23 protein-coding genes are annotated in these 24,985 nt (G+C 66.1%); 11 read left to right on the forward strand and 12 right to left on the reverse strand.

Annotated elements, in window-relative coordinates; all coding sequences use genetic code 11:
• Nucleotide 1: 1 nt before the first annotated feature.
• Both AC1DR1_RS20405 and AC1DR1_RS20410 read right to left on the reverse strand, forming a co-directional pair.
• Nucleotides 2-1,188 (reverse strand): IS3 family transposase gene (locus tag AC1DR1_RS20405; protein ID WP_476993200.1). Its coding sequence is split into 2 segments (ribosomal slippage): nucleotides 2-918 and nucleotides 918-1,188, totalling 1,188 coding nucleotides; the frame shifts between segments, so codons are not numbered across the junction.
• A 302-nt stretch (nucleotides 1,189-1,490) separates the two neighbouring features.
• Nucleotides 1,491-2,456: a DMT family transporter gene (locus AC1DR1_RS20410; protein WP_476993201.1), complete on the reverse strand. Its 966-nt coding sequence runs from the start codon at nucleotides 2,454-2,456 to the stop codon at nucleotides 1,491-1,493.
• Between AC1DR1_RS20410 and AC1DR1_RS20415 the strand changes: the two genes are divergently transcribed.
• A complete protein-coding gene (locus tag AC1DR1_RS20415) occupies nucleotides 2,455-3,870 on the forward strand; it encodes an aminotransferase-like domain-containing protein (RefSeq protein WP_476967346.1) in 1,416 nt (471 codons plus the stop codon). The two genes, AC1DR1_RS20410 and AC1DR1_RS20415, sit on opposite strands and share 2 nt — an antisense overlap.
• A gap of 27 nt (nucleotides 3,871-3,897) precedes the next feature.
• Here AC1DR1_RS20415 and AC1DR1_RS20420 read toward each other — a convergent pair whose 3' ends face one another.
• Together AC1DR1_RS20420 and AC1DR1_RS20425 are read right to left on the reverse strand one after the other, a co-directional pair.
• Nucleotides 3,898-4,302, reverse strand: a complete 405-nt coding sequence (locus AC1DR1_RS20420; protein WP_476993202.1) for a type II toxin-antitoxin system VapC family toxin — start codon at nucleotides 4,300-4,302, stop codon at nucleotides 3,898-3,900.
• Nucleotides 4,303-4,310: 8 nt separating this feature from the next.
• Nucleotides 4,311-4,649 (reverse strand): YnfA family protein, encoded by a 339-nt coding sequence (locus tag AC1DR1_RS20425; protein ID WP_229995567.1) that lies wholly within the window; start codon nucleotides 4,647-4,649, stop codon nucleotides 4,311-4,313.
• Nucleotides 4,650-4,902: 253 nt separating this feature from the next.
• Between AC1DR1_RS20425 and ribA the strand changes: the two genes are divergently transcribed.
• The 5 genes from ribA to AC1DR1_RS20450 all read left to right on the forward strand — a co-directional run bounded on the left by ribA (nucleotide 4,903) and on the right by AC1DR1_RS20450 (nucleotide 10,667).
• The gene (gene ribA / locus AC1DR1_RS20430) at nucleotides 4,903-6,819 is read left to right on the forward strand and encodes a GTP cyclohydrolase II RibA (RefSeq protein ID WP_476967344.1); all 1,917 of its coding nucleotides are present in this window, start codon (nucleotides 4,903-4,905) and stop codon (nucleotides 6,817-6,819) included.
• 73 nt (nucleotides 6,820-6,892) lie between these two features.
• The gene (locus AC1DR1_RS20435; protein WP_229995566.1) at nucleotides 6,893-7,690 is read left to right on the forward strand and encodes a dioxygenase family protein; all 798 of its coding nucleotides are present in this window, start codon (nucleotides 6,893-6,895) and stop codon (nucleotides 7,688-7,690) included.
• 179 nt (nucleotides 7,691-7,869) lie between these two features.
• Entirely contained in the window at nucleotides 7,870-8,727 is an 858-nt protein-coding gene (locus AC1DR1_RS20440; protein ID WP_364742893.1) for an SDR family oxidoreductase, read from the forward strand.
• A gap of 103 nt (nucleotides 8,728-8,830) precedes the next feature.
• Nucleotides 8,831-9,337 (forward strand): universal stress protein, encoded by a 507-nt coding sequence (locus tag AC1DR1_RS20445; protein WP_476967343.1) that lies wholly within the window; start codon nucleotides 8,831-8,833, stop codon nucleotides 9,335-9,337.
• Between the two features lie 199 nt (nucleotides 9,338-9,536).
• Nucleotides 9,537-10,667: a hypothetical protein gene (locus tag AC1DR1_RS20450; protein ID WP_364742896.1), complete on the forward strand. Its 1,131-nt coding sequence runs from the start codon at nucleotides 9,537-9,539 to the stop codon at nucleotides 10,665-10,667.
• Nucleotides 10,668-10,690: 23 nt separating this feature from the next.
• Here AC1DR1_RS20450 and trxB read toward each other — a convergent pair whose 3' ends face one another.
• Nucleotides 10,691-11,668, reverse strand: coding sequence for a thioredoxin-disulfide reductase (gene trxB, locus AC1DR1_RS20455; protein WP_229995562.1), 978 nt, complete (start codon nucleotides 11,666-11,668; stop codon nucleotides 10,691-10,693).
• A 277-nt stretch (nucleotides 11,669-11,945) separates the two neighbouring features.
• On the reverse strand, nucleotides 11,946-12,590 hold the full coding sequence (locus AC1DR1_RS20460; RefSeq protein ID WP_476993203.1) for a LysE family translocator: 645 nt from the start codon (nucleotides 12,588-12,590) through the stop codon (nucleotides 11,946-11,948).
• 340 nt (nucleotides 12,591-12,930) lie between these two features.
• Here AC1DR1_RS20460 and AC1DR1_RS20465 point away from each other — a divergent pair, with 340 nt between their 5' ends.
• Nucleotides 12,931-14,541 carry an MFS transporter gene (locus tag AC1DR1_RS20465; RefSeq protein ID WP_229995560.1) on the forward strand — a complete coding sequence of 537 codons (1,611 nt, stop codon included), beginning with the start codon at nucleotides 12,931-12,933 and terminating at the stop codon, nucleotides 14,539-14,541.
• Between the two features lie 60 nt (nucleotides 14,542-14,601).
• Here the strand turns inward: AC1DR1_RS20465 and AC1DR1_RS20470 are convergent, their stop codons facing one another.
• The 4 genes from AC1DR1_RS20470 to AC1DR1_RS20485 all read right to left on the reverse strand — a co-directional run bounded on the left by AC1DR1_RS20470 (nucleotide 14,602) and on the right by AC1DR1_RS20485 (nucleotide 17,545).
• Nucleotides 14,602-15,267, reverse strand: a complete 666-nt coding sequence (locus AC1DR1_RS20470; protein WP_229995559.1) for a GAP family protein — start codon at nucleotides 15,265-15,267, stop codon at nucleotides 14,602-14,604.
• A 39-nt stretch (nucleotides 15,268-15,306) separates the two neighbouring features.
• Nucleotides 15,307-16,518: an AI-2E family transporter gene (locus AC1DR1_RS20475; RefSeq protein ID WP_229995558.1), complete on the reverse strand. Its 1,212-nt coding sequence runs from the start codon at nucleotides 16,516-16,518 to the stop codon at nucleotides 15,307-15,309.
• Between the two features lie 106 nt (nucleotides 16,519-16,624).
• Nucleotides 16,625-17,011 carry an SHOCT domain-containing protein gene (locus tag AC1DR1_RS20480; protein WP_229995557.1) on the reverse strand — a complete coding sequence of 129 codons (387 nt, stop codon included), beginning with the start codon at nucleotides 17,009-17,011 and terminating at the stop codon, nucleotides 16,625-16,627.
• 90 nt (nucleotides 17,012-17,101) lie between these two features.
• The gene (locus AC1DR1_RS20485) at nucleotides 17,102-17,545 is read right to left on the reverse strand and encodes a hypothetical protein (protein WP_229995556.1); all 444 of its coding nucleotides are present in this window, start codon (nucleotides 17,543-17,545) and stop codon (nucleotides 17,102-17,104) included.
• Nucleotides 17,546-17,827: 282 nt separating this feature from the next.
• Between AC1DR1_RS20485 and AC1DR1_RS20490 the strand changes: the two genes are divergently transcribed.
• Nucleotides 17,828-18,658: a class II glutamine amidotransferase gene (locus tag AC1DR1_RS20490; RefSeq protein WP_364742903.1), complete on the forward strand. Its 831-nt coding sequence runs from the start codon at nucleotides 17,828-17,830 to the stop codon at nucleotides 18,656-18,658.
• Between the two features lie 109 nt (nucleotides 18,659-18,767).
• Here AC1DR1_RS20490 and AC1DR1_RS20495 read toward each other — a convergent pair whose 3' ends face one another.
• Nucleotides 18,768-20,303, reverse strand: coding sequence for a hypothetical protein (locus AC1DR1_RS20495; protein ID WP_229995811.1), 1,536 nt, complete (start codon nucleotides 20,301-20,303; stop codon nucleotides 18,768-18,770).
• A 310-nt stretch (nucleotides 20,304-20,613) separates the two neighbouring features.
• The gene (locus AC1DR1_RS20500) at nucleotides 20,614-21,180 is read right to left on the reverse strand and encodes a potassium channel family protein (protein WP_364742909.1); all 567 of its coding nucleotides are present in this window, start codon (nucleotides 21,178-21,180) and stop codon (nucleotides 20,614-20,616) included.
• A gap of 248 nt (nucleotides 21,181-21,428) precedes the next feature.
• Between AC1DR1_RS20500 and AC1DR1_RS20505 the strand changes: the two genes are divergently transcribed.
• The 3 genes from AC1DR1_RS20505 to AC1DR1_RS20515 form a co-directional block, all read left to right on the forward strand.
• Entirely contained in the window at nucleotides 21,429-23,969 is a 2,541-nt protein-coding gene (locus AC1DR1_RS20505; protein WP_229995813.1) for a helix-turn-helix transcriptional regulator, read from the forward strand.
• A 155-nt stretch (nucleotides 23,970-24,124) separates the two neighbouring features.
• A complete protein-coding gene (locus tag AC1DR1_RS20510) occupies nucleotides 24,125-24,541 on the forward strand; it encodes a hypothetical protein (protein ID WP_229995814.1) in 417 nt (138 codons plus the stop codon).
• A 182-nt stretch (nucleotides 24,542-24,723) separates the two neighbouring features.
• On the forward strand, nucleotides 24,724-24,985 hold a 262-nt coding region (locus tag AC1DR1_RS20515; RefSeq protein WP_476993204.1), incomplete at its 3' end, for a universal stress protein.

Consider the following 24,985-nt stretch of genomic DNA (forward strand, 5'->3'; position numbering starts at 1 on the left):
TCTACGCTGCCGCGGGCGGCTGCTGGTAACTGTAGTGGACCTCGTTGGGGTAGCGGTAATCCAGGGCGGAGTGCCGGCGCCGGCTGTTGTAGAAGCCCTCGATGTAGCGGATGACATCCCGCCTGGCCTGGGCCTTGGTGGCGTAGACAGTGCGGTACACGCGCTCGTTCTTCAGCGCCGAGAAGAACGTCTCCGCGGCGGCGTTGTCCCAGCACACCCCGGTGCGGCCCATCGAGGAACGCATGCCCAGGCCCGCCACGAGGGCCCGGAAGGATGCGGAGGTGTATTGGCTGCCCCGGTCCGAGTGCCAGATCGCGCCGGGGCGGATGAGCGTGGATGCCGCGGCGTTCCGGAGCGCGGATTCGACCAGCTCGGCACGCATGTGGTCGGCGACGGCCCAGCCCACGACCTTCTTCGAAAAGCAGTCGATGACCGTGGCCAGGTAGACGAAGCCCTGCCAGGTGTGGATGTAGGTGATGTCGCCGACGAACTTCTCCCCGGGACGGTCCGCGGTGAAGTCCCTGCGCACCAGGTCAGGGATCCTCGCCGCGGCTTCGGCATCCGCCTGCGTGGTGGTGCGGAACGGGCGCGGCTGGCACGGCACCAGGTTGTTGGCACGCATGATCTGGCGGACCAGCTCCGGGGAGCATTCGGTGCCCTCCGCGGCCAGGTCCGCGTGGATCCGCCGGTAGCCGTACGTGCCGTCGGAGGCGGCGAAGAAGTGCTTCACCCGCTCCGTGAGCGCACCCCGGCGCGCCGCGGTGGCCGACAGCGGGCGGGAGCGCCAGTGGTAGAACCCGGACCGGGACACCCCGAGCCAGCGGCACATCTTCACCAACGCCGGAACGCCCGGCGACCGGGTCTGGGAATCGATGAATTCATACTTCGCCACTACCGTGGCTCCCGCGCGAAGTATGCAGCGGCTTTTTTCAGGAACGCAGCCTCCGCACGCAGCTCCTGGTTCTCCCGCTCCAGCTCCATCAGCCGGGCCCGCTCCGAGCCTGTCAGCGGAACCTCGGTGCCCGTGGTGTCGTGTTCCTGCCGGTACTTCTTCAGCCAGTTACGCAGCGTCTCGGCACCGACCCCGTACGAGTCGGCGACGGACTTGATTGTTTTCGAAGTCGAGACGACTTCCTCGCACAGCTGGTCCTTGAACTCCTGGCTGAACCGGCGACGTGATGCAGGCATTCTGCACATTCCTCATTTCAGTAGTCCCCCGATTTTAAGGGGGTCCACTGTCCGAGAACTCCGTGGCGGCCCAGGCATCAGCGTGGCGAGGATGCCGTTCGCCGTTGACGTGATCAGGTTGGCTGCGGCCGGGCGGCTGAGCAGTTGCCGGACTGAATCGGGGCTGGCAGCGAAGTGTGCGGGGATGTACACGGGGATCTTCCGTTCGGATCGCGGATCGGACAAGGGTTGCTGAGTTCGGGGCGTGGGCGCGGTGTGCGAGGTTCGGGCGCCGGCAAAGGGGCCGGGGAAACCGGGGTGGGTCAGCGGGACCGTTGCGCCGCCACCTCCGCCATCTCCTTGGCCCCCGGCGGACCGGAGCGGGAGCGGACAGCCAGGCCGGCACAGAAAACCACCGCGGCGCCGCCGATGATGGTGGTCCAGGTCAGGTCCTCGCCCAGTATGAGCCCGGCCCAGCAGATGCTCAGCACAGGCTGGACGAGCTGGATCTGGCTGACCTGCGCCATAGGGCCGATGGCAAGGCCGCGGTACCAGGCGAAGAAGCCGAAGAACATGCTCACGACCCCAAGATACGCGAAGGCCGCCCACTGCACAGGAGTGGCGGATGGCGGCTGCCCGGCCATCGAGAAGGCCGCCATACCCACCATCAGGGGAGATGCGAGAACAAGTGCCCAGGAGACGGTCTGCCACGCGCCGAGTTCGCGGGCCAGCTTGCCACCTTCGGCGTAGCCGATCGCCGCTGACACGACGGCGCCGAAAAGCAACACGTCCGCCAGCTGCAGTTGTCCGATGCCGCCGGACTGCGCGGATGCGAAGCCGATTGCTGCCACCGCACCGACGCCGGTGATGGCCCAAAAAGTGATGGACGGGCGTTCGTGGCCGCGAAGGACTGCCATCGTCGCCGTCGCCGCCGGGAGTAGCGCGATGACGACCGCGCCGTGGCTGGCGGGAACGGAGACCAGGGCGAACGAGGTCAGCAGCGGGAAGCCGACCACCACTCCGCCGGCGACGACGGCGACGCGCGCCCACTGGGCGCCGCGGGGCGGACGCTGCCGGGTCAGGGCGAGCGCGCATGCGGCGAGGACAGCAGCGACAACGGCCCGGCCCKATCCGATGAACAACGGAGCCAGCCCGGCAACAGCCACGCGGGTGAACGGAACCGTGAAAGAGAAAGCCGCGACGCCGAGCAGTCCCCACCACAGCCCCATCGCCGGCCGGGCGGATAGCGGTTGATCAATTACGAGGGTAGCGCTACTATTGGCTCTCATGTACAACGATAGCACCTCGCGCATTGCGGCACGGCTGCGGGAGTGGATTGCAGATGCGGCGCCCGGCGCCCGGCTGCCCTCGACGCGGTCCTTGGTTGCCGAATACCAGGCCAGCCCCGTGACCGTGCAGAAGGTGCTCCGCATGCTCGCCGCGCAGGGCCTGATCGAGAGCCGTCCCGGCGTCGGGACCTTTGTGCGGGCCGTCCGGACAGCCCGCCCTGTGGACTACGGCTGGCAAACGTCCGCGCTGGGCTCGCCACAGGCGCCGCTGCGCCCCGTCTCCACCGCAATGCGCAGCGCGCCGAATGATGTCATCGCCTTCCACTCGGGCTATCCGGAGCGGGAACTCCTGCCCGAGCGCCTGGTGCGGGCGGCCTTGACGCGCGCAGCCCGGGGTGAGGCGGCCCTGGCGCGTCCGCCCGCAGCGGGCCTGCCCGAACTGCAGTCGTGGTTCGCGCACGAACTCCGGGCCGCCACGCCGGCCGGCGTCACGCCGCCAACGCCGAGCGACGTGATCGTGCTCCCCGGCAGCCAGAGCGGGCTCAGTTCCGTGTTCCGGGCACTGGTTGGCAGCGGGCAGCCGCTGCTGGTGGAATCCCCGACATACTGGGGGGCTATCCTGGCTGCTGCGCAGGCCGGTGTCCGGGTTGTTCCGGTGCCCAGCGGCCCCGAAGGCCCGGACCCCCAGGATCTGGCCCGCGCCTTTGACGAGACCGGGGCGCGGGTGTTCTACGCGCAGCCGAACTACGCCAATCCCACCGGCGCGAAGTGGCCGGCCCCGGTGGGCGAGCAGGTCCTTGAGGTGGTGCGCGCTTATGGGGCGTTCCTGGTTGAGGACGACTGGGCGCATGATTTCGGCATCACCACTGTTGCCGCGCCCGTTGCCGCCCATGACGATTCCGGCCACGTTGTCTACCTTCGCTCGCTGACCAAGAGCGTGTCCCCGGGCATCCGCGTTGCCGCGGTGATCGCCCGCGGCCCGGCACGCGACCGTATTCTGGCGGACCGCGGCGCCGAGTCGATGTACGTCAGCGGGGTCCTGCAGGCGGCCGCCCTCGACGTCGTGACGCAGCCGGCGTGGCAGACGCACCTGCGCGGGCTGCGGCACCAGCTCCTGGTCCGCCGGGACCTGCTGGTCAGCAGCCTGCGGGAGCATGCCCCCCAGGCACACGTTGAGCATGTGCCCACGGGCGGGCTGAACCTCTGGGCACGCCTGCCCGACGGGACCGACGTCGACCAGCTTGTCCGTGACTGCGAGGCTGCCGGGGTCATCATCGCCGCCGGCACCGAGTGGTTCCCGGCCGAGCCGGCGGGACCGTACATCCGGCTCAACTACGCCGGACCCAACCCGGGTGCCTTCCGGGAAGGCGCCCGGATCCTCGGCCAGGTCCTCGACCATACCGCCGGCAGGTAGGGCGGACCCCCGGTTGACTCGCAGTGGCTACCCTGGGGCCAGCAGTTCCTGGGGCTCCGCGATGGTCACCAATTCCTGCACGGCCGCGGCCAGCCCGGCATCGAGCGTCACAAACGCGTCTGCCTGAAGCCGGGTCAGGGCTACGTATTCGGCGTCGACGGTGTCCTCCCATCCAAGCTGCTCGGCGAGCCTCCACGCAGCGCGCTGCAGGACACGGTCGCCGAGGAGCCGGATGCGAAGGCCCCGCAGGTAGTCGAGCTGACGATCGGCGTCGGCCTGCGTCAGCTCGCCCCGCCGGACCGAATGGTACAGGAGCGAGAGCACCTGCGAGCGAAGGAGCGTCGGCGCCACCAGTTGGTGATCGTCTGCGATCGCCGCCCCGCCGCGGGCGAGAAAGAGGGCCACATCCGGGCCAATCACGAAGCGGGTCATCGTCACCTTCAGCCGGCGTTGCGGGGAACGAACATGATGACGGCGACCCCGAACAGGCAGATCACCGAACCCAGGACGTCCCACCGGTCGGGCCGGAAGCCGTCGAAGATCATGCCCCACGCCAGGGAGCCGGCCACGAACACGCCGCCGTACGCGGCGAGAATGCGTCCGAAGTGGGCGTCCGGCTGGAGTGTGGCGGCAAAGCCGTAGATGCCCAGCGCCGCGACGCCCAACCCGGCCCACCACCAGTCCCGTCCCTCGCGGACGGACTGCCAGATGAGCCACGCCCCGCCAATTTCAGCTGCGGCGGCCAGTATGAAGAGCATGATCGTTTTCGCTATGGTCACGTCTTCATGATGGCACTGGCCCGTGGCTTATCCATGCGGGTGCGCGCAGACGCGTCCGCCGAACCGTCATGCGGGGTCATCGCTTGCATCACCAGCCGCTCGGGCCTATAACTTTAAGGTTCAAGTAAACTTGGCCGGGAAGGCCGTGTAACTCGATGCCGTCTTGCCGGACGACTCCGACCTGGCCGCCGTCTGCACGTCTTGCCGAATACCTCCTGCCTGATACCTGTTGCCCAATATCTGAGGACCCCAGATGACCCTTGCGCCAGAAACCATTGCAAAGCCGAAGGCTGCCGCACCATCGGCATCCGTGCGCAGCCGCGTTTCCGTGCCGCTGCGCTTCCCGGACGGATTTGCCGCCGAAGCCGAGGTGCTGACCTTCAGCGGGCTCGCCGATGGGAAGGAGCACCTGTTGCTCGCCTTCGGCGAGTGGGAGCAGGCACTGCAGGACGCGATGCGGGGCGGTGCCGGACCCCTGGTGCGGCTGCACAGCGAGTGCCTCACCGGCGACGTGTTCGGGGGCCTGCGATGCGACTGCGGCCCGCAGCTGCGGGAGGCCGTGGAGCGGATTGCCGCCGAGGGAGGCTTCCTGCTCTACCTCCGCCAGGAAGGCCGCGGCATCGGCCTGTATTCGAAGCTTGACGCCTACGCCCTGCAGGACGGAGGCCTGGACACCTACGAGGCCAATCTGGCCCTGGGTCGCGGTGAAGACGAGCGGGACTACACGGCGGCGGCCCAGATGCTGGGCGCAATGGGCGCCGGCCCGCTGCGGCTGCTCAGCAACAATCCGGACAAGGCTGCCCAGCTGACCGGCCTCGGCATCGAGGTATCCGGGCAGGTAGCCACCGGCGTCCACGCGTCTGCGGCCAACCTCCGGTATCTGGCCGCAAAACGCGACCACACCGGCCACACGCTCGTGCTCCCGTCCGACGCCGGACCCGTCCACAGTGCGCGGGACGCCAACAGCGACGCCGCGGCTGCCGCCCGGGTCGGGGCTCCGGCAGCGGCGGCCGTCCCGTCCCATGACGAAATGATCGCCCGCGCCCAGGGGCTCGTAGCAGGCCTGCGCGAGCGGGCCGAAGAGACGGAGCGCCTTCGCCGCATTCCGGACGCCACGGTGGTTGAGTTGCATGCAGCCGAAATGTTTCACACACTCTCGCCGAAGGCCGTTGGGGGATTCGGCATGGGTCTGGAGACCTACGTGGAGGTGGTGCGCCGGCTCGCCCGGGGATGCGCCTCCACGGCATGGAGTGTCGGCCACCTGATAGAGCACGTCTGGATGCTCGCGCGGTGGCCCCGGGAGGCGCAGGATGAGGTCTTCGCCAACGGACCGGCTCCCTTGGCAGCCGCTACCGGTGCGCCGGCAGGTGTGGCCAAGAAGGTCCCGGGAGGCTTTGCCATCACGGGCCGGTGGACCTTTGCCTCCGGGGTCATGCATTCACAGTGGGCGCTGCTCGCCGCACAGCACGGCAGCGTGCGCTTGCAGTGCCTCGTGCCGCTGGCCGACGTCGAACTGCTCGACGTGTGGCAGACGGCGGGGCTGCGGGGGACCGGGAGCAACGACATCCGGGCCGAGAACCTGTTCGTCCCTGAACATCGAACGCTGGACTGGGAACTCCTGGGCGCGGAAGCCAACCCGGGCAGCGCGCTGCACCAGGACCCGCTGATCCACACGCCCATGGGCCCGCTGCTGAACATGGTGGCCCCGGCCGCCGCCTTGGGGTCCGCCGAGTACGCCCTGGAACTGTTCCGCGAGCTAATCATGGTGCGCAAGGTCAAGCACACTGTGGAGGACCGCCAGGCGGATTCACCGCTCGCGCAGGTCCGCTATGCCCAGGCCTCCGGGCTGGTTGCCACGGCGCGCCTGCATTGGCAGGAAGCGGTCCGGGTGGTCGCGGTTTCCCATGCCCGCACGCCCTCAATGCTGACGGAGAGGGAGCGCGGGGAATACCGGCTTTCCCTTGCGCTGAGCGGCGAGGCGTCGGCCGAGGCGGTCCGCCTCATCGTGACGGGATCCGGCGGGAGCGTCCACCGGCTGTCGAATCCGCTCCAAAGGATTCAGCGCGACGTCAATGTCTTGATGAACCATGCGGCGCTCACCAGGGATCCCGTCCTCGAGCAGGCGGGCCGGGGACTCCTGGGCCTGGGGTTCACGGTGCCCTCGTTCTGACTGGGCCCCCGCACAAAAGGCGGCGGACGTATGGAAACTTGAAGCTTCAATCAAATCGGGCTACGATATTTTCATGACTCAGACAGCCGACCGGCCTCCCGTACTCTTTCTCAGCCATGGAGCGCCCCCGCTGGCGGACGACTCCACCTGGACCCGCGAACTCAATGAGTGGTCCGGCACGTTCGGCAAGCCCAGGGACATCCTGATGGTCTCCGCCCACTGGGAGAATGCCCCCGTGACGCTCAGTGCCACCGGGCGTGATCCCGGGCTGGTCTACGACTTCGGCGGCTTCGCCCAGAAGTACTACGAGGTGGCCTATGACGCGCCGCAGGCGCCCGAGCTGGCCGCTGAAGTGGAAAAGCTCGTGGCCGCTCACGGCCATCACGTGGCGCGCGACGAAAGCCGCGGACTGGACCACGGAGCCTACGTTCCGCTGAAAGAGATGTACCCGGCAGCAGACGTGCCGGTGGTGCAGATGTCCATGCCGACGCTCGATCCGCAGGGATTGTTCGACCTCGGGGTCTCACTGGGGCCCCTGCGTGATCGGGGCACACTGATCGTCGGATCCGGATTCACCACGCACAACCTACGCTGGTTCAATCCCGCCGGCGGGCCGGACAGTGCCCCGCCCGCAGTCTCGAGCGAGTTCGACCACTGGGCAGAGGAAGCCATGGCCCGGGGCGACGTCGACTCCATCCTGGACTTCCTCAACAAGGCGCCGGCAGCCCGCGAAGCGCATCCCCGCAGCGAGCACTGGGCTCCGCTCTATGTTGCCCTCGGGGCCGCCTACGGCTCGGGAGACATCCAGGCCAAGACGGCGATCGACGGGTTCTGGTTCGGGCTGTCCAAACGCTCGTGGACCCTGACCTAACCGTGGGGCCGACGCGCGATCACCCGCGTCGCACAGCCCAGCAGTCGACCAACGCAACAGTCGCACAACGTAACACAGGGAATGACCCGCACCGGGGGCCGGTTGTGAACCCCAGTGCCGGTTCGCCCGCACGCCAGAGACCTGACATGAACAACACCCACGAATTCCAGGAGCGCAAAATGACGATTGCAGTAACAGGTGCCACGGGACAGCTGGGCCGGCTGGTCCTCGAAGAACTCCTCAGCAGCCAGGAACCGGGCTCGCTCGTGGCCGTGGTGCGCGACGCCGCGAAGGCCGAGCAGCTCCGTGCCCGTGGCGTCCAGGTGCGTGTGGCGGACTATTCCGATGCGGTGGCGCTCACGGAAGCCCTTAAGGGCGTCGACAGACTCCTGCTGGTCTCCGGCAGCGAAGTTGGCGCCCGCGTGGCGCAGCACGGCAACGTGGTCAGCGCGGCCAAAGCCGCAGGCGTCGGGTTTATCGCCTACACGTCAGTCCTCGCCGCGGACACCACCGAGCTGATCCTGGCGCCCGAGCACAAGGCAACAGAGGAGCTGATCCGCGCGTCGGGTCTCGACAACACGATCCTGCGCAACGGCTGGTACACCGAAAACTATGCCCAGACCGTGGCCACGGCCAGGCAGACTGGCGTCGTCGTGGCCGCGGCCGGGGACGGCCGGGTGGCCAGCGCCACGAGGGCCGACTATGCCGCTGCCGCCGCGGCGGTGCTCAGCTCCACCGGACACGAGGGCCGCACGTACGAGCTCTCCGGCGACTACGCCTGGGACTTCAAGGAACTGGCGTCGGCGATCACCAAGATCGCGGGCCGGGAAGTTGTCTACCAGCCAGTCTCGGCACCCGAGCTGGTTGAGGTCCTGACCACTGCCGGCCTCGACGAGGGCACTGCAGGTTTCCTCGCCGCCCTAGACACGGACACGAAGGCCGGTCTGCTGGCTACCGTCACGGGCGAGTTGTCCGGGCTGATCGGACGGCCGACGACGCCGCTGCTGCAGGCCTTGGAGGCCGCCACCGCGAGCTAACGCCTTCGCCGAATTGCCGGCAATGGGCATAATGAAGGCGTGGATCCTCTGCACGGCCGGGGCATAGACGGCCAGTTGGCGCGGGCCTCGACTGATGGGTTCCGTGGAACCGCCAGCTGATTTCGGGCAGGCCGGTGGCGGGGCGTGGACGGACGGCCCGCTGGTCCTCGGCGTGCCGTGGGAATTCGAAGAGCGGCTGGTACGGGCCGCCGCGGGGATCGCCGCGATCATGGGGGCGCACCTGATCTGCGCGTTCGTGGACCCGGCCAGCTATCTCACGGAGTGGGAGCCTGCCGGATTCCTTGACGGCACTTCCCTGGATCCTGTCCACAATCTGGAAGCCGAATTCCCCGCCTCGCAGCTGCTCAGCGGCCTCGAGGGCATTCTCGGACCGCCGGGCGGGGCATGGTCCTTCAGGGTGCTCAACGGGGACGTCGCCCAGGCCCTGGGCCGGCTGGCGGAGAGCACGGATGCAGCCGCGCTGATAATCGGCGGACAACGGCCCGGGCGGAAGGCCCGGATGGGCCGGCTGCTGGAGGGCTCGGTCAGCGTGTCCCTGACACGTCTGCAGGCCAGGCCCGTGCTGATCATTCCGCACTTGGGGCCGTAATCCGCGCCAGGCCATGCCGCCCGCAAACACAGGTGCGGCGCTCACGCCGTCGTGCACGGCACGGCGGGATTCATCCGCTCTGGGTGACGGCACCAGACCCCGGCCGTCCTAGCGTTGGGTTATCGCCGGTGGAGGCCGCCCAGGCTGTCCCTTACGGCGGAACTGCACCGGTTGCAACGCCAGCGAATCGAAGTGAGTGATGTCGGACCCGCACAAACCAGCAGCCGTCACGGCAGAAGCGCGGGCGCTCTTCATTGGCAGCGCCGCCTTTATCGTCCTGGGCGGCATCGCGCTTCTGCTCATCGGGCGGGAACCGGTGTCGTTGTCCGGACGAGGTTCGGCCGGTGACATTGCGGCGATCGGCACGGCAGTTCTGGGTGCCGGGGCAGTAGTGGCCGGTTGCCTGCAGCGTCGTCCGGCTGTGACACCGGAGGCCCGCGGGGGAGGCCGGATCCGCACGGCCATCGACATCGCCGCCCTTGCGCTGGCGCACGCATGCATCTTCCTGCTCGGCTGGCTGGCGCTCTTTTCGCTTTTCCAGCAGGCGTTCATCGGTGCAGTCGTCTACCCCTTTGCGGCCGCCGTCCTCGTAGGGACCACAGGAGCCATCAGCGCCTACATCGCCTACCTGTCCGCGCTCAGCATGACCGCCTACCGGCTCGCCGCCCTCCTCGCCGGCTTCCTGGTCACCGGCCTGCTCACGAGCATGCTCACTGCAGAGAACCCGCTGTGGTGGCAGGAGAACCTCAGTGCCCTCGGCATGAGCTCCGGCGTCTCCGGGGTGGCGTTCAACTTCACCCTGATCGTCGCCGGCGTCGTGATCTCCACCCTGGCGGGCTACGCGACGGCGACTCTCGCGGCGACCGCGAAGACCCCGTCCGCGCTGCACCGGGTGAGGCTGCTCGAGGGCGGGATCGCCCTCATCGGCGTTTTCCTCGCATGCGTGGGATTGTTCCCGGTCGATGAGCGCTTCGGGCTCCACACCCTGGTCGCTTCCGGCATGGTGGTGGTCTTTGCGTCCCTCATTGTCCGCATCCGCACGCTCGTGCCCTCCATCTCGGCGACCTTCGCTGCGCTCGGGTGGCTCTTCCTGGCGGTCATCATCGTCGCCGCGGTGCTGTGGTTCCCGGTGGGCTATTACAACCTGACCGCGGTGGAACTCATCGCCGCGTCGCTGATCTTCGCCTGGCTCATCATCCTGATCCGCAACCTCGCAGCCGTCGACGCCGACCAGCTCGAGGCGAACCTGCCGGCCCGGCCGCTGTCATCGCCGGCCGACCCTGCAGACCGGCCAGTTTCCGCAACAGACAGCGCAGCGACAGAACCCTGAGCGCCGCCGGACATGGGGGTGGTCTACGAGTGCGTAGGTTCTTCGACCAGCGCGGTGGCGATGCTGTCGGCGTCGTCGAGCGCGGCAAGGTAGCGTTCGGCGTCGAGGGCCGCGGCGCAACCGGTCCCGGCGGCGGTAATGGCCTGCCGGTAGCGGTGGTCCACGGCGTCCCCGCAGGCGAAGACGCCGGAAAGGTTCGTGACCGTGGTGGGGGAGTCCACCTTGATGTAGCCTTCGGCGTCGAGGTCCACCTGGCCGCCGAGCAGTTCGGTCCGCGGGAGGTGGCCGATCGCGACGAAGATTCCGGTGGCGCCCTGATCGCGGGTTTCACCGGTGCGGGTGTCGGTCAGGGTGACGCCGGTGACCTTGGAATCCCCGTGGATGGCGGTGACGGCGGAGTTCCACGCGAAGCTGATCTTGGGGTTGTCTTTGGCGCGCTGGGCCATGATCCGGGACGCACGTAGCTCGCCCTTGCGGACCACCACTGTCACTGACTTGCCGAAGCGGGTCAGGAACGTCGCTTCCTCCATGGCCGAGTCTCCGCCGCCCACCACGATGATGTCCTGGTCGCGGAAGAAGAAGCCGTCGCAGGTGGCGCACCAGGAGAGTCCGTGGCCGCTGAACTTCCTCTCCTCGGGCAGGCCGAGTTCCTTGTAGGCGGAGCCGGTAGCAAGGATGACGGCGGGCGCTTCGTGCGTCTCGCCGGCTCCGGTGACCACACGCTTGAGATGGCCGGCGAGCCGGACTTCGGTGACGTCGTCGAACACCACCTGCGCGCCGAACTTCTCTGCCTGCTGCTGGAGGCCGTCCATCAGTTCCGGGCCCTGGATGCCGCCCGGGAAGCCGGGGAAGTTCTCCACCTCGGTGGTGTTCATGAGGGCTCCGCCGGCGGTGACCGCCCCGGCGATGACCAGCGGATCGAGGCCGGCGCGTGCGGCGTAGATTGCCGCAGTGTAGCCGGCAGGGCCGGATCCGATAATGATCAGCTGTTGGGTGCTCATTCGGGTGTCTCCTGACGGAGCTGAACTGGCGGGGAACTAGGGATATTGAACGCCGGATTGCCGGGGGCCAGCGCGCCGAGCAGGGCGGGCAGGACGGCGGCGCTGCCTCTTACGCTAATGCCCTCCGATGTGCGGGAGACCATGTGGCGTTCATCGTGGCACACGGTCCCAGTGCCGGCCATCACCCCTTTCGGGTGACCCGGAGACCACCGCGGGAAGGCGCTGTTGCGCGGCACGGCTACAGGGAGCGGCCAAGCGGCGCAGCCGTACTGCGCGGCTAAGCGGAGACCAGAGTCTGTGTCAGGATCGTGCCGCCAACGCCGGCAAGGACGGCTCCCGAACTCCCGACGACGATCCGGCCGGTTCGGGGCTTGGCAAGGAGGCCGGTCACTTTCTTGAGCGCGCTGAGCAGCAGCACATACCAGGCCAACGCGATCAGTAGGAAAATGCCCGCCATTAAGGCGTGCTGGGCGAGGGGCGGCAACGGGCCCAGATTGAATTGCGGGAACAGCGATAAGTAGAAGACGGCGACTTTCGGGTTGAGCAGGTTGCTCRCCATTCCCTGCACGAACGGCGAATTCCCACCGTGCTGGCGCCCGGTCGCCGGTGCCGCGGGCAGGCTGTTTTTCATGGGATTTCTGGCGAACGCCTCCGCGAGCGCCCGGGCACCAAGATAGAGCAGGTATGCGGCCCCGGCGATCCGGATTCCGGTCCCAATAGCCTCCGATGCCCCCAGCAGCGCCGTTACGCCGAGCACCGCCAGCGCTGCAAGAATCGTGTTGCCCATCATAATTCCGGCGGCGGCAGTTGCTGCTGCCCGCGGGCTCCGGGCCGCATTCCTGAGGACGAGCGCAAAGTCGGGGCCGGGCACCAGGACCACCACCAGGCAGGTCAGCACAAAGGCCGTTAGCTGTTCGACCATCTTGGATTGCCTCCGGGGAGTCGGGCTCTTCAGCGGGACGTGAAAAAACTGCCCCGCAAAGCCCGGGCAGCCTCCTACGTTAGGCCATCCTGGCGTGTGGCCCGCTATCCTCACTGGCTAATTCGGACCGTGGGGGCCGAAACCTCACCCGCCGGGAATGATTCGGACGTAGTTCGTGGCAGCTAGCGTGGCATCAACATCGCACTACGGTGGGCTCTGGCGGGATGTGTTCCGGGAGAGCCATGCTCCTGCGTGCGCTTGACCGGTCCTACGCCAGAGGAGGCGGCATGTCCGGCTGTGAAAAGACCCGGGACGCGGCGAACCGCGGGGATGGCCAACCATGAACTCTCCCAACGACGCCGGGACTAATCACGCCGGGAACGAGCCAGTGCAGTTCAACCAGAAACTCGCGCTGCTGCTGGCGATGGCCATGTTCGTGCTGGTTGTCGACACGTCGATCATGAACGTCTCGATCTCCGCTGTGGTCAATGACATCAACAGCACCGTCAGTGACCTTCAGGCGACCATCGCCATCGAAGCGCTGGTGTCCGCCGCGTTTATCCTGATCGGCGGCAAAGTGGGCGACCTGATCGGACGCAAACGCGCCTATGTCCTGGGCCTCTGCGGCTATGCCGTCGGCGCCATTGCGATGACCCTGGCCCAGAGCATTGTGCCAATCCTTATTTTCTGGGCCTTGATCGGTGGCCTGGGCGCATCGCTCCTGCTTCCGGCCATGCAGTCCCTCATCCACGGAAATTTCGACGGTGAGGCCCGGAAGCGGGTCTATGCCCTCGTCGGGGCGTCGGCGGCGATCGCCGCCGCCGTCGGGCCCCTGCTGGGCGGCTTCATCACCACGTTCTTGTCCTGGCGCGTCGCCTTCCTGCTGGAGGCCGTCGTCATCGCGGTCATCCTGTCCGGAATTAAGCTCGTCAAGGACGTGCCGTACACGGGGCCCCGGGAGTTCGACGTCGTCGGATCGGTCCTGTCCGTCGTGGGCATGGGCGGCGTCGTCCTCGGCATCCTGGTCTGGCAGGAAGGCGGCGAGGCGGTGGGCGCCCTCATCATTATCGGCGCGGCCGGCCTGGTCAGTCTGTTCTACTGGCTCGTGCGGCGTGAGCGCCTTCATAAGCCGACGCTGCTGGACCCGGGACTGTTCCGGTTACATGCCTTCCGGTTGGGCGCCACGCAGCAAATGCTCCAGCAGATTGCCCTCGGCGGCACCATGATCGTGTTGCCGATTTACCTCCAGATGGTGCTCGAATACAACGCGATGCAGGCAGGACTGTCCATTGCGCCGCTGTCCCTGAGTATGTTCGGCATCGCCCTGCTGGCCGGCAAGAGGGCGGGGGCGCGCCGTCCGGCAAGCATCATCAGGTGGGGCTTCATCCTCCTGATGGCGGGACTGATCGCGGTACTGCCGGTCGTGCCCCGCGCGGACTCCGGCTGGTGGCTCCTGATCCCGCTGGTGATTGCCGGTTGCGGCCTCGGGCTGCTGGTGTCTCAGCTGAACAACTACACTTTGTCCCCAATCTCGGACGAACGCGTCAGTGAGGCCGCCGGCGTGAATTCAGCCGCAGGCTCGTTCGGACTCTCGTTCGGGCTCGCCTTCGCCGGGGCCATCATGCTGGCATCGCTCTCGATCATCTTCACTTCCCTGGCGACCTCGAGCACGGTACTCCCACCGGCCGAACAGCAGCAGGTCGCCCAGGTACTCGAAGACGACGCGCAGGTGATGAGCAACACCCAGCTTGCTGAACTCCTCGCCGGTCAGCCGCCAGAGATCCAGGCCGAAATCATTCGCATCAACACGGAAGCCCGGCCTATTTCCCTCCAGATCGGGTTGCTCATCCCGATCCTCGCCAGTGCCGCCGGCCTCCTGGTCTCCTTCCGTATGATGCGGCTTCCCGATCCCAAGCCCGCCGGTACCGAAGGGGGGACGGTCCTGGGTTGAGCCCACGATTGAACCCTGGTGACTGCCGCGGCCAGGGTCCCATCTGGCTGGCATCTCCGGTCAGAGCTGGAGCACGCTGTAGACGGCGAGGCAAAGCCCGATCGCGAGTGCAGCGATCGCTGCGATCCTGCGGCCGTTGCGTTGAAGCCAGTTATAGAGGGCGGTCAAAGGAATTTGGGCGCGCGCGGGCGAGTGCAGCCATACAGCCACGGGAATGATGACGGCTGACTGTGCCACGGCGGCGTAAGCGAGGACTAGCAGGCTTCCTTGCAGCGGCGGCGGCTCCTGGACTCCAATCACGGCCCCGGCCGTGACGGCCAGCAGGATAGCTTTGGGGCGCAGGTTCAGACCCAGGCCGAGGATCACGAACTCCCAGGGCCGGGCGGAGCGGAACTTCGATGTCATTTTGCTGGGCACGGCGCTCTCCGGCCGGCCCTTGCGCACTAGGAGGTACGCACCGTACACGATCAGAATTGCACCGATCACAAGGGCAAACTGCGCCACTAATTCGTCATTACGCAGGCGCGGCCTGACGGGCAAGAATTGCAGCCCGACGGCCGACAGGCCTACGACCACAATCGAACCCGCAAGGCTGCCGATCAGGAAGGGAAGGGCGCCGCGGCGTGGATTTGGGGAAAGCAGAATCACGAGCGTCACACTGACGGGCACGGTGCTCATCGCCCCGGCGAGGGCGAAGAGCAAAAGGCTAATGATGGTGCTCAGCATGCTGCTCTCACCTGCCCCGGGCAGCACCCTGACGGCACGTTATGCCTTCGGCGCACTGCCGGTGTCCGGACGAGCTGGTTTCGGCCGTCCGCGGCGGACACGGCGGGCGCGGACGGCCGAAACCGGCCCGCCCGGCCTCGGCCGTCCGCGGCGAGCGCGGATTGCGTCGTCCTCGTCCTTGATGAGCTGCTTGAGGTCCGTCTGGTCGCCGGTCAACGGCCGCCACCATGAGAGCGAGGGGTCCGAATCGATCAAGATGGTCCGAAACAAAAGTGTCAGGGGGACGGCGAGGATGGCGCCGACAGGGCCCAGGACCACGGCCCAGAAGAGGACGGAGGCGAATGTCAGTGTCTCGCTGAGGGACACCGCGTTGCCCACGTATCTGGGTTGGATTATCGACTGGATGATGCTGTTGATCCCGCCATAGATGATGATGATGGTGATGACGGTCGGCCAGCCCCCGGTGAGGAATCCAAAGAACAGCGGCGGGATGATCGCAATGAAATACCCAATGTTGGGGATAAAGCTGCAGATGAAGGACAGCAACCCCCAAAGCAGGGCGCCGGGGACTTGCAAGATGACCAGAAGCAGCCAGTTGAACAGGCCCTGGGCTATTCCGAGAACTGTGGTGGCGACCATATAGCGGCGCACGGCGGTTCCGAAGCCATTGAGCGCTGTGACTAGAGCCGGCCGGTGGTAGTTCAGATGGATCAGGAGCGCCGGTGTACGCGAACCATCAATCGCCATAAGAATGAGCATCGTCAGAATGATCACGAGGGTGGTCAACAGGCTCGCCATGTTCCCGAGAAGACCGCCGAGGAACCCGATGATGCGGCCGGGCGTAAACCCGTTCAGAACTTCCTGGGCTTGCTCCGGGCCGAAACCAACAGACTCCAGCAGTGCGGAGATCCTGGCGCCGAGTTGGGCCAACTCGGGAGCGTATTGCGGCAGCAGCGCGGAGAACTGCGCGAGTGAGGCAATCAGGACGGCGGCGAAGGCGGTCAACAGCCCGAAGACAGCCGCGATCGTGGTCCCGGTTGCTATGCCCCGGGAAATACCACGTCCTTGCATCCAGCGGCGCAGAGGATGAACACAGAGCGTGAGTACGAAGGCCAGAAAGACCGGGGTGAATATTCCCTGGATCGCTCCGAGGCCGAAGGCTGCAATCGTCGCGCCAGCAAGGGCGAGCAGGATTACCAGAGTGCGGGGGAGGGCCGGACGTGGATCAGATTCCGTTGATGCCGGCTCCATTGAGCCCTCCTTGGTTCAGCTTGGCTCCACCTTATAGGCGGGGAGACGAGCTGAGTAGTGAGTCCATTGTGGCTTGCTCCCCGACGATTAGGGACCCCAATCTGAGTCAGACGACTACTTTGCTCTTGATCCGCTCGAATTCCTCGGCAGTGATGGTTCCTGCGTCCAAGAGCGCCTTGGCTTTGGCGATCTCCTCAGTCGGGCTCGCTGCGGCGACCTGGCGAATATACGCATCGGTTTCAGCCTGGCTCTTGCGGGCCTGGGCCATTGACCGCTCCGCCATCCCCTTGCCGCGCGCAATCATGTACACCAGAACGGACAGGAGGGGTACAAAAACCAGGAAGAGGATCCAGACGGCCTTCCACCAGCCGCTGAGTTCGTGGTCACGAAAGAGGTCGCCGATGACCATGAACAACGCCCATAGGAAGGCGAAGAACGCATAGAAGATGAACAGCCACCAGAAAATTTCCCAAAAGTTCTCGAAGAAATCCATTTGGCTTCCCTACTTTCATTTGGCGAACCTTGTTTGTGGACGGGRCTCTGGGCGGGATGAGTTCACATGTCCAGGTTCCGGGCGGGCGACCTAGCACTTGACATCATTTGAGAGGTCGCTGACGGCGGCCTGCACGTTTGCGGCTTCGTCCCGCAGGGAGTTGACTGCCTGGGACAGTGTCGCGGTGTCGGGAACGGCGTTGACTGCGGCAGTGAACTTCTGTTGTGCAGTCTTGACGGCATCCACCCGGTCCTTGGCCGCGTCACCGGCTGACTGGACCAGATCGTCATAGGTTTTCCGGACCTGGTCACGTGCCGACTGGATCTGCTCCACCGTGGCGCCAGGCCTGAGGGTGTCCTTGAAATTCGTCAGCGATGCGGAGAACGCATCGGCGGCAGCGCAAACCGGTGAAACGCTTGGCGTCTGGCTGGTGGCGGGGCTGGTGCTCGGGCTTGTGGTGCTGCAGCCGGCGAGTAACCCAATTGCTGCCCCAAGCGCCATCATTCGCGCGAGGACTGGTTGTGGTCTCGACATTGGAGGCCCCTCTCCATAGGCTTTCGCCTGGCAGCCAATCACTGGCAGGTACAACCAGTGTTGGCTTGGGGCCACGCAGGCGCCTCACCCGCCGGGGGTGATCCTTGGACGCTGCGCTCCTTGTCCGGTGTGCCGCTGACCAGCGCAGACACGACGCGGGAGCCGACTTTGCGTTGTCTGAGACCGCATTGCTGCCATCACGCCGGCCGAATCACCCCGGGGTGATGATGTGCGGGCTCCGCCCCTGTGATGGACTGCTGTCCAGAACAGAGGGAGGATGCCATGTGCCGTTGGCTAGCGTATTCGGGTTCGCCAGTGCTACTGGAGGAGTTGTTGTACAAACCCACCAACTCGCTCGTGATGCAGAGCAAACATGCTCGAATGGGCGTCGAAACCACTAACGGGGACGGCTTCGGTGTGGGCTGGTATGGAATCGCGCCGTACCCCGGGCTGTTCCACAGCACGGAGCCGGCCTGGCATGACCGCAACCTCCGCGAGCTGTCCGCCCAGGCGTCGGCCGGCCGCGTCTTCGCGCACATCCGTGCCTCGACCGGCTCGGCCGTCCAACAGACCAACTGCCACCCATTCCGCCACGGCCGGTGGCTGTGGATGCACAACGGACTCATCAGGGATTTCGCGACCGTCAAGCGCGACTTGGTCATGGCCGTTGATCCAACGCTCTTTCCGCTGATCGAGGGAGCCACGGACTCAGAGCTCTTCTTCTTCCTCGCGCTGACCTTCGGACTGGAGCAGGACCCGCGAACGGCTGTGGCGGCCGCGGTTGGACTGATTGAAGACGTCGGCCGGCGCCACGGCATCGAGCAGCCGATCCAGATGACCGTGGCCACTACCGACGGCGACACCACCTGGGCGTTCCGCTACTCGAGTGAAAGGCAGTCCCGGTCGCTGTTCCACAGCACCGACGTCGCAACCCTTCGCGCGCAGTACCCGGACAACCCGTTGCTTCATGAGCTCTCGGACGACGCGCGCCTGGTCGTCTCCGAACCCCTGGGGGATCTCCGCGGGGCGTGGCGGGAAGTGCCGGAGGCTACCTGCGTGGTGGTGCACGGCGGCGGGGAGGACCTGTTCCCGTTCTCGCCCACCGCCCCTTAGCCAAGCCTGCCGCCCCTTAGCCCCGCCTGCCGGCTATAAGCGCCGCTGCCCGGGCACCGGAAGTCTGCCCGGGCACTCGCGCTGCCCTCTGCCTGGCTGGCGCGGCTCCTCAGGCCCCGGGCTCTCGGGGGATAGGGATCGTGGGATTCGTGTCGTCTGGAGCACCCGCCATGGTGGACGCTGGAGGAGGAACGGGCGCGGTGGGGGGCGCTGTGACGGACTCGCCCTCTGGCTCGGCTCCGGGCTCGCCGCCTGCTCCGGTGCCGGGAGTCGGCTCGGCGCCGGGAGCCGGTTCGGTGCCTGGAGCCGGTTCGGCGACTACAGCCGGGCGGCACAGCAGTTCGACCAGGAGAATAGCCAGTACGGCAAGGATCGCTGTCCAGATGGCGACGGCCGCCGTCGGGTCTTGCCAAAAGATCAGCACAAGCGCAGCGATTCCGATGACGGTGGCCTCGAGTATCCGCCGATAGCGGGCCAACCAGAGTTGCCATGGTTTGGCCTGGCCGCCGCCGACCTTGCCGGTGATGTAGTCGCCCGCAGTCGCCAAACCATGCCGGACATACTCCGCAGGACGCGAGTGGCCGCTCAGGAATGCGGCCAAAGCAATGATGAGTCCTACCGCGAAGACCAGGCGCAGGCTCGTGCGCAGAGGTACCACGAGTGTCTCAACCAGGCTTTGAGCCGCCGCCGGCGAGACGGCGTCCGGCGGAATTGAGTTCAGGAGAATGCTGCGCCCGATCACAAGTCCCAGCGCCAGCAACGCCATGGATATGGCGACGGCCAATCCGACGCCGCTGGTGGTGCTCCGTTTCCGGCCGCGCGGGGCCACGGCTACGGCGCCCACGGCGCTGATCACCGTCAGCCACGCCAATATTGGGGCGGTCTGGTCCAGCGCTCTGATGGCGTTGGTGGCCCGGACCAGTTCTGGCGACTGGAACAGGGGGATCTGCGCGTCAACGTCCGGGATCCTGGCTGCGATGCCGACCCCCTGCTGGACGAGGGCGGTCTTGACCCGGGCAATGATCTCCTTGGTAGAGATTGTCACCGTGCCGCTTTGGTCGATACTTACGGCGCCGCCCGTGTTCCCGGTGGCGAGGTTCACCAGGCCCTGGTGCGCCACCCGGTTCACCTGGATCCAAAGATCCTGGAACTGCGGTGTGGCTACGAATTTGGATACGGTGGAATGAATGAGGTTCTTGGTCTGCTCCGCAATCACCGGCGCCAGCCCGGTGATCACCGCGGCCACGCGCGGCGCCGTTTTGCTGAGTTCGTTGAGCGCATCCCGGGTGATGGTCTCGAGGTCCACGGAGTCGGTGATCTGTTGTGTGACCTTGTCCGCGATCTCGGCCTGGATCGCAGGGTCCGACGCCAAGGGCGCCACAGTTGCCACATAGCGATCGGTGTCGAGGACTTCACTGCGCAAATACATGGCAGGCACAGCGGCGAAGGCCAGCACGGCCGTCAGTACCACCAGCACGATGGCTACTATCCGGCGAGCCAGCCCCGGGTGTCCACCGGCTGGCCTCGGGTGGGCCTTCCGGGCAGCGTCCCGTTCCTGCTGGAGACGGGCAACCTCCGCCCGAAGCCGCAGTATTTCTTCCTGTTCCGGGCCGCCGGGGCTCGTGGGCTGATCTTGAAGAGACATGGATTCCGCCTAGGTAGCAACTCGTCGACCCGGCCCGATGTCCTGCGGCTGGGCAGTCACGCCTAGTTTCATTGTTCACTCGGCGGGCCGGTCCAGCCCCACCCGCACAGGGTGATCTGTCACCCCATGGAATGACCTGCGAGGTCCGTCACCGCGTGGGCGGCGCACACGAAGAAGTCTTGATGGGCACACCGGAACCCGGCATGTCCAAGGTGTGGTTAAGTCCGCTGCTTCACATCCGCGTTCATATGCGCCAATTTTCAGCCGGTCCTCGCGATGTCATCCCTTTCGGGTGATGAGGACGGCCGGTTCAGGGTTGCTGCCCCAGACGCCGCCCTGCCGCGAAAAAGGCGACTTTTGCGATGAGCAGGAGAGCGCCCAGGTCAGCAATCATTTGGACTGATACGACTGCCCTTGCCAGTTGGCTTACCGGAGCAATGTCGCCAAACCCCACGGTGGCAAACGTGGAAGTCGTGAAGTACAGGGCGTCTGTTTTACTCAGCTGTTCAGTAAATGACGAAGGGTAGGTGATTGACATAGACGTGTACAGCAGCGCGAACAGACACAGAAACATCAACAGGCATTCGAAGACAGCCTCGGCCGCCCGGACCTTGGGGATATGCGCCACGAGTATAAACCGCAATTGAACGGACAAGGCGGCGAAAAAGACCAAGACGACGGCCGCCAGGCGGATCCAGGCGGCCGCAGGATTGTCCCCGTTGAATCCCCCTACGGGGACAGCGAAGTAGACGAAGAAGACAACTGCCGAAAATGCAGCCAGACGTACTACCGCGAAAATAATGACCCGCCTTCGGCTGGCCTTGTCGAGCTCGTGAAGGAAAATCGGGTCCGTCTGGCTGCCGTGCTTCATAGGCATGACTGATGATACCGCCGCTCAGGAAATTCGTGCCGTGCCGCTTTCGGGGCCAGGGCCGGCCGTTTTGGTCGCGCCACACAATGATGCACAAGGGGTCTTTGCGCCCTGTTGGTGCCCATTTTCGCCCGCCTAGCATGTGCTACGTGGGAGAAATGTCGAATGTCGGATGGCTGCCTGGTCCTCAGTTCAAGATCCGGCCACCTTTGCGCGGCCTTGGAGCGTTGGAACGTCCGCGCCTGGAAAACGCATTGTCCGCGTCCGCCGATTCGCACCGACTGACGCTCGTCGCAGCGCCGGCCGGCTACGGCAAGTCCACGTTCCTGGGCGATTGGGTCCGCAACTGCGATCTGCCGTGCGCCTGGCTGTCGCTCGATCGGTTCGATACTGAACCGGCACGTCTTTTTCACGGGGTTGTCGGGGCAATCCAGCGTGCGGCCAGCACGTTGCCCCTTCCGGGCAGCGATGCCCTGCTGTCCCTTGACCAAGGCCTCGCCCACGACCGGGCTGCCTCCTACGACCTTTTGCTCCGTGCCCTCGAGGAGCTCACGGAGCCGATTGTCCTGGTGATCGACGACGTCCATTTGGCCGGGCCGGGGCTGGCGAACGGGATAGTGGGGGTGCTTGCCGCGTCGGCGCCCCCGTCGTTGCGGCTGGTCCTCTCGGGACGGGGCCATACTCCCATCCAGCTGGAAAGGTTCCGGTATGGCGAGGGCCTTGGTGAGCTGCGGGCCCCCGAGCTTGCCTTCACGCAGGAGGAAGTCGCCAAGTTTGCGTTTTCGCTGGGACAAGGCGCAGCCTTTGACGCCGGATCCCTCTGGAGAATGACTGCCGGCTGGCCGGTCGCGGTGCATGCGGGCATCGTCTCGCTGGCGCAGTCCGGTAACGTGCCGGTCACGACGCCGGGCACCGCGGCCAAGCATGTACCGCTCGCCGACTACGTCGCGGAAGAGATCCTTGATCAGCTCGAGCCGTCGCTGGCGGAGTTCATCTTGCGGGCAACTACTTGCGACTGGCTTGGCCGCCGGCTCGCCGTCGAACTCTATGGCCGGCCCCACGGCGGCGTGCTGCTTGAGGAATGCCTGCGCAACGGCCTCTTCATCGAGGAGCACGATTACCGCGGCGGCGAATCGATGTACCGCTGGCATTCCCTCTTCGCGGCGCAGTGCCGGCGAATCCTTGAGCGGCGCGATCCGCTCCTTGCCGAGCGTCTTCACCGCGTGGCAGCGCGGTACTACCAGGACACCGACGTCGTCGAATGCGCAGCCCAGGCGCTGCCAGGGCGCGCTCCACGCCAAGCCGTGATGTCGCTGGGAGCGCACTGGCTCGACTTCGTGGTCGGCAACGACGCCCAGACCCTCGAACGGCTGTGCCGGGACCTGCCCACGCCGTGGAGCGAGGACCCCGAGATATTGATGATCAGATCCGTCTGCCGTGAACTTGCCGGCGACAGCACCGCGGCGTCCGAGCTCACCGAGCGGGCGCTATCGCGGACCTTCGTCCTGGATGCGCTTCGCCGCCGGCGGCTTGAGGGTTGCCGGGCCCACTTCGAACCGACGACTGGCATGGGCCGCACGGACCTCCACGCCGCAGCGGCTGAAGCCGGCCGGCCGAGCAGGGACATTTCTGAAGACGGCCACTCCGCCGCCTGTTCGACAGGACTGTTCTTGCTTGCCCAAGCGGAATTTCGGCTGCACCGTACTGGCGAACTCGCGGCTGCCCTGCTCCAGGCGGCGGCCGGGACCGGAACCGGGGAGCAGCTGGAAGGGATTGAGATCTGCGCCCAAGCGGATCTAGCGTTGGCGTTTGCCGGAGCCGGTGATCTGGTGCACGCTTCAGAGCATGCCACGCGGGCGGTGGAGCGGGGCGATGCGCTGGGCTGGAATTCGCAGGAGCGGCTGGCTCCGGCCTGGCTGGCACGCGGAATTGCGTGCTACTGGAATGACAACCTGACAGCTGCGCAAACGTACCTTGCGAAGGCCCAGAGATTGGGCAGTGACCTGTTCCCGTCCGGGCCGCTGAGTGTCGTATATCGGGTTCTGACTGATTGTGCCACTGGCGATCCGGCCCGGCTTGCCGAATCCAGCTCGGTCCTGGAGTCCTTCCACGCACGCGGGCTGTACAGGGTGTCATGGAACGCCCTGCACACGATTGCCGTGGCGAAGGTCGCTGAAGCCCAGGGTGACCTGGACGGCGCGCTGGCGATCGCGCAACCGCTGGGCGCTGGCGGGCATGGGGCACTGGTGGATACGCTGCTGGCGGAGCTGCTGCGTCGGGGAGGGGAGATCAAGGCCGCCCAGCGCTGCACGGAGTCGCTGATGCATCGTCGCGGCAAYTCGTATGTCGACACCTGCGCGAGTCTGACCGAGGCGCTTGTGGCGCACGGAACCGGAGATACTGCCACGGCGCATGAACGGATTGAACATGCGGTCCACCGGGCGGAGCCAGGATCCGTCCTCCGCCCCTTTGCGGAGCGGAGAGAAGAGCTCGCAGAATTGCTCGTGCAGCACGCTGTCTGGGGCACCGCCCACGAATCCTTCATCGCAGCCCTCATGGCACGTGATAGCCAGGGTGACGCACGGCTTCGGACACAGTCCTACTGGAGCCTGACCGAGCGCGAACGCGAAGTCCTGGCCTATATGCGCTCCATCATGACCGCGGCCGAAATTGCCGACGCGCTGTACATTTCGGTCAACACGGTCAAGACTCACGAACGGTCCATCTACCGAAAACTCGGGGCCGGTAGCCGGCGCGATGCTCTAAAGACGGCCGCCAAGCGCGGCATCGTTTGAACCTGCGGCCGGGAGGGGCCGGAGCCGGGAAGTTCACCCGGACCGGGTGAGGTCAGGGTTGGGTGAGGGATCGACACTGGTTGTAACCGTCAGTGGTTGCCGGGCTGCCGGGCTCCGGGTTCCCGGGGGACGGTCCCTTTCGGAAGGATTCTCCAATGTTGAAAGCACATCGCGTTTTTGTGGGGCCGGTTGCGCTTGGGGCGGCAGTTGCGCTGCTGACCGGTTGCGCGCCCACCCCGCAGGAAAATGTGTCGCAGGCCTGCGCCGCCGCCAGCGCCTATGCTGCTGCCCTGACGAATTTCAAGGACACCTTGAAGCCCACTGCCACGGTGGAGCAGGTCAAGACGGCCCGGGACCAGGTGGCGAAGACCTACGAGGAAATGGTCAAACAGTCCCAGGACGTGGCGAAGGACCGGGCGGATGCGGTGAAGACGGGCCAGCAGAATCTTGAGTCGGCTGTGAAGGCTGTTCCCGATGACGCGACCCTGACGCAGGCCGCGAACTCGTTGCGGGACGAGACGGTGAAGCTTCAGGCCGCGGCCAGCGACCTCAGGAGCCAGCTCAAGTGCTAGCGACCCGGTAGGGTCCAGGAAGTGCCGCCATTGGCGGAGGCTACTGAGATGGCAGGTAGCCAAGGCTATCCTGGACGCCGGCACCATCAGCGCTGTTGAGTTTGACCAGATCAACAGCAAGGTTGTCCTCTGGGGCCAGAGGCCTCTAGGCACCCCATTGGCGGCGATGAAAGTCTGGAATCATGACAAGTTCGGATCCTTTTGTGATTGTGGTCGGGTTTGACGGCTCCAAGCAGTCGCGTGGCGCCCTCGAATGGGCCGTCGACGAGGCCCGGTATCGCGATGCCGAGCTGCGAATAGTGACTGTTTGGAGCAAGGCACCGATGTCGTGGTACCCCGCGCTGCTGGAAACCGCCGCGGGGGAAGTCGTGGCGGAAGCGTCTCCGGAGCAGCAAGCCGCAGCCCTCGGCGCGGAGGCGGCGAGGGCTGCGGAGGGTTTAAAGG

The sequence above is a fragment of the Arthrobacter sp. P4_F10 genome, from assembly GCF_056401435.1.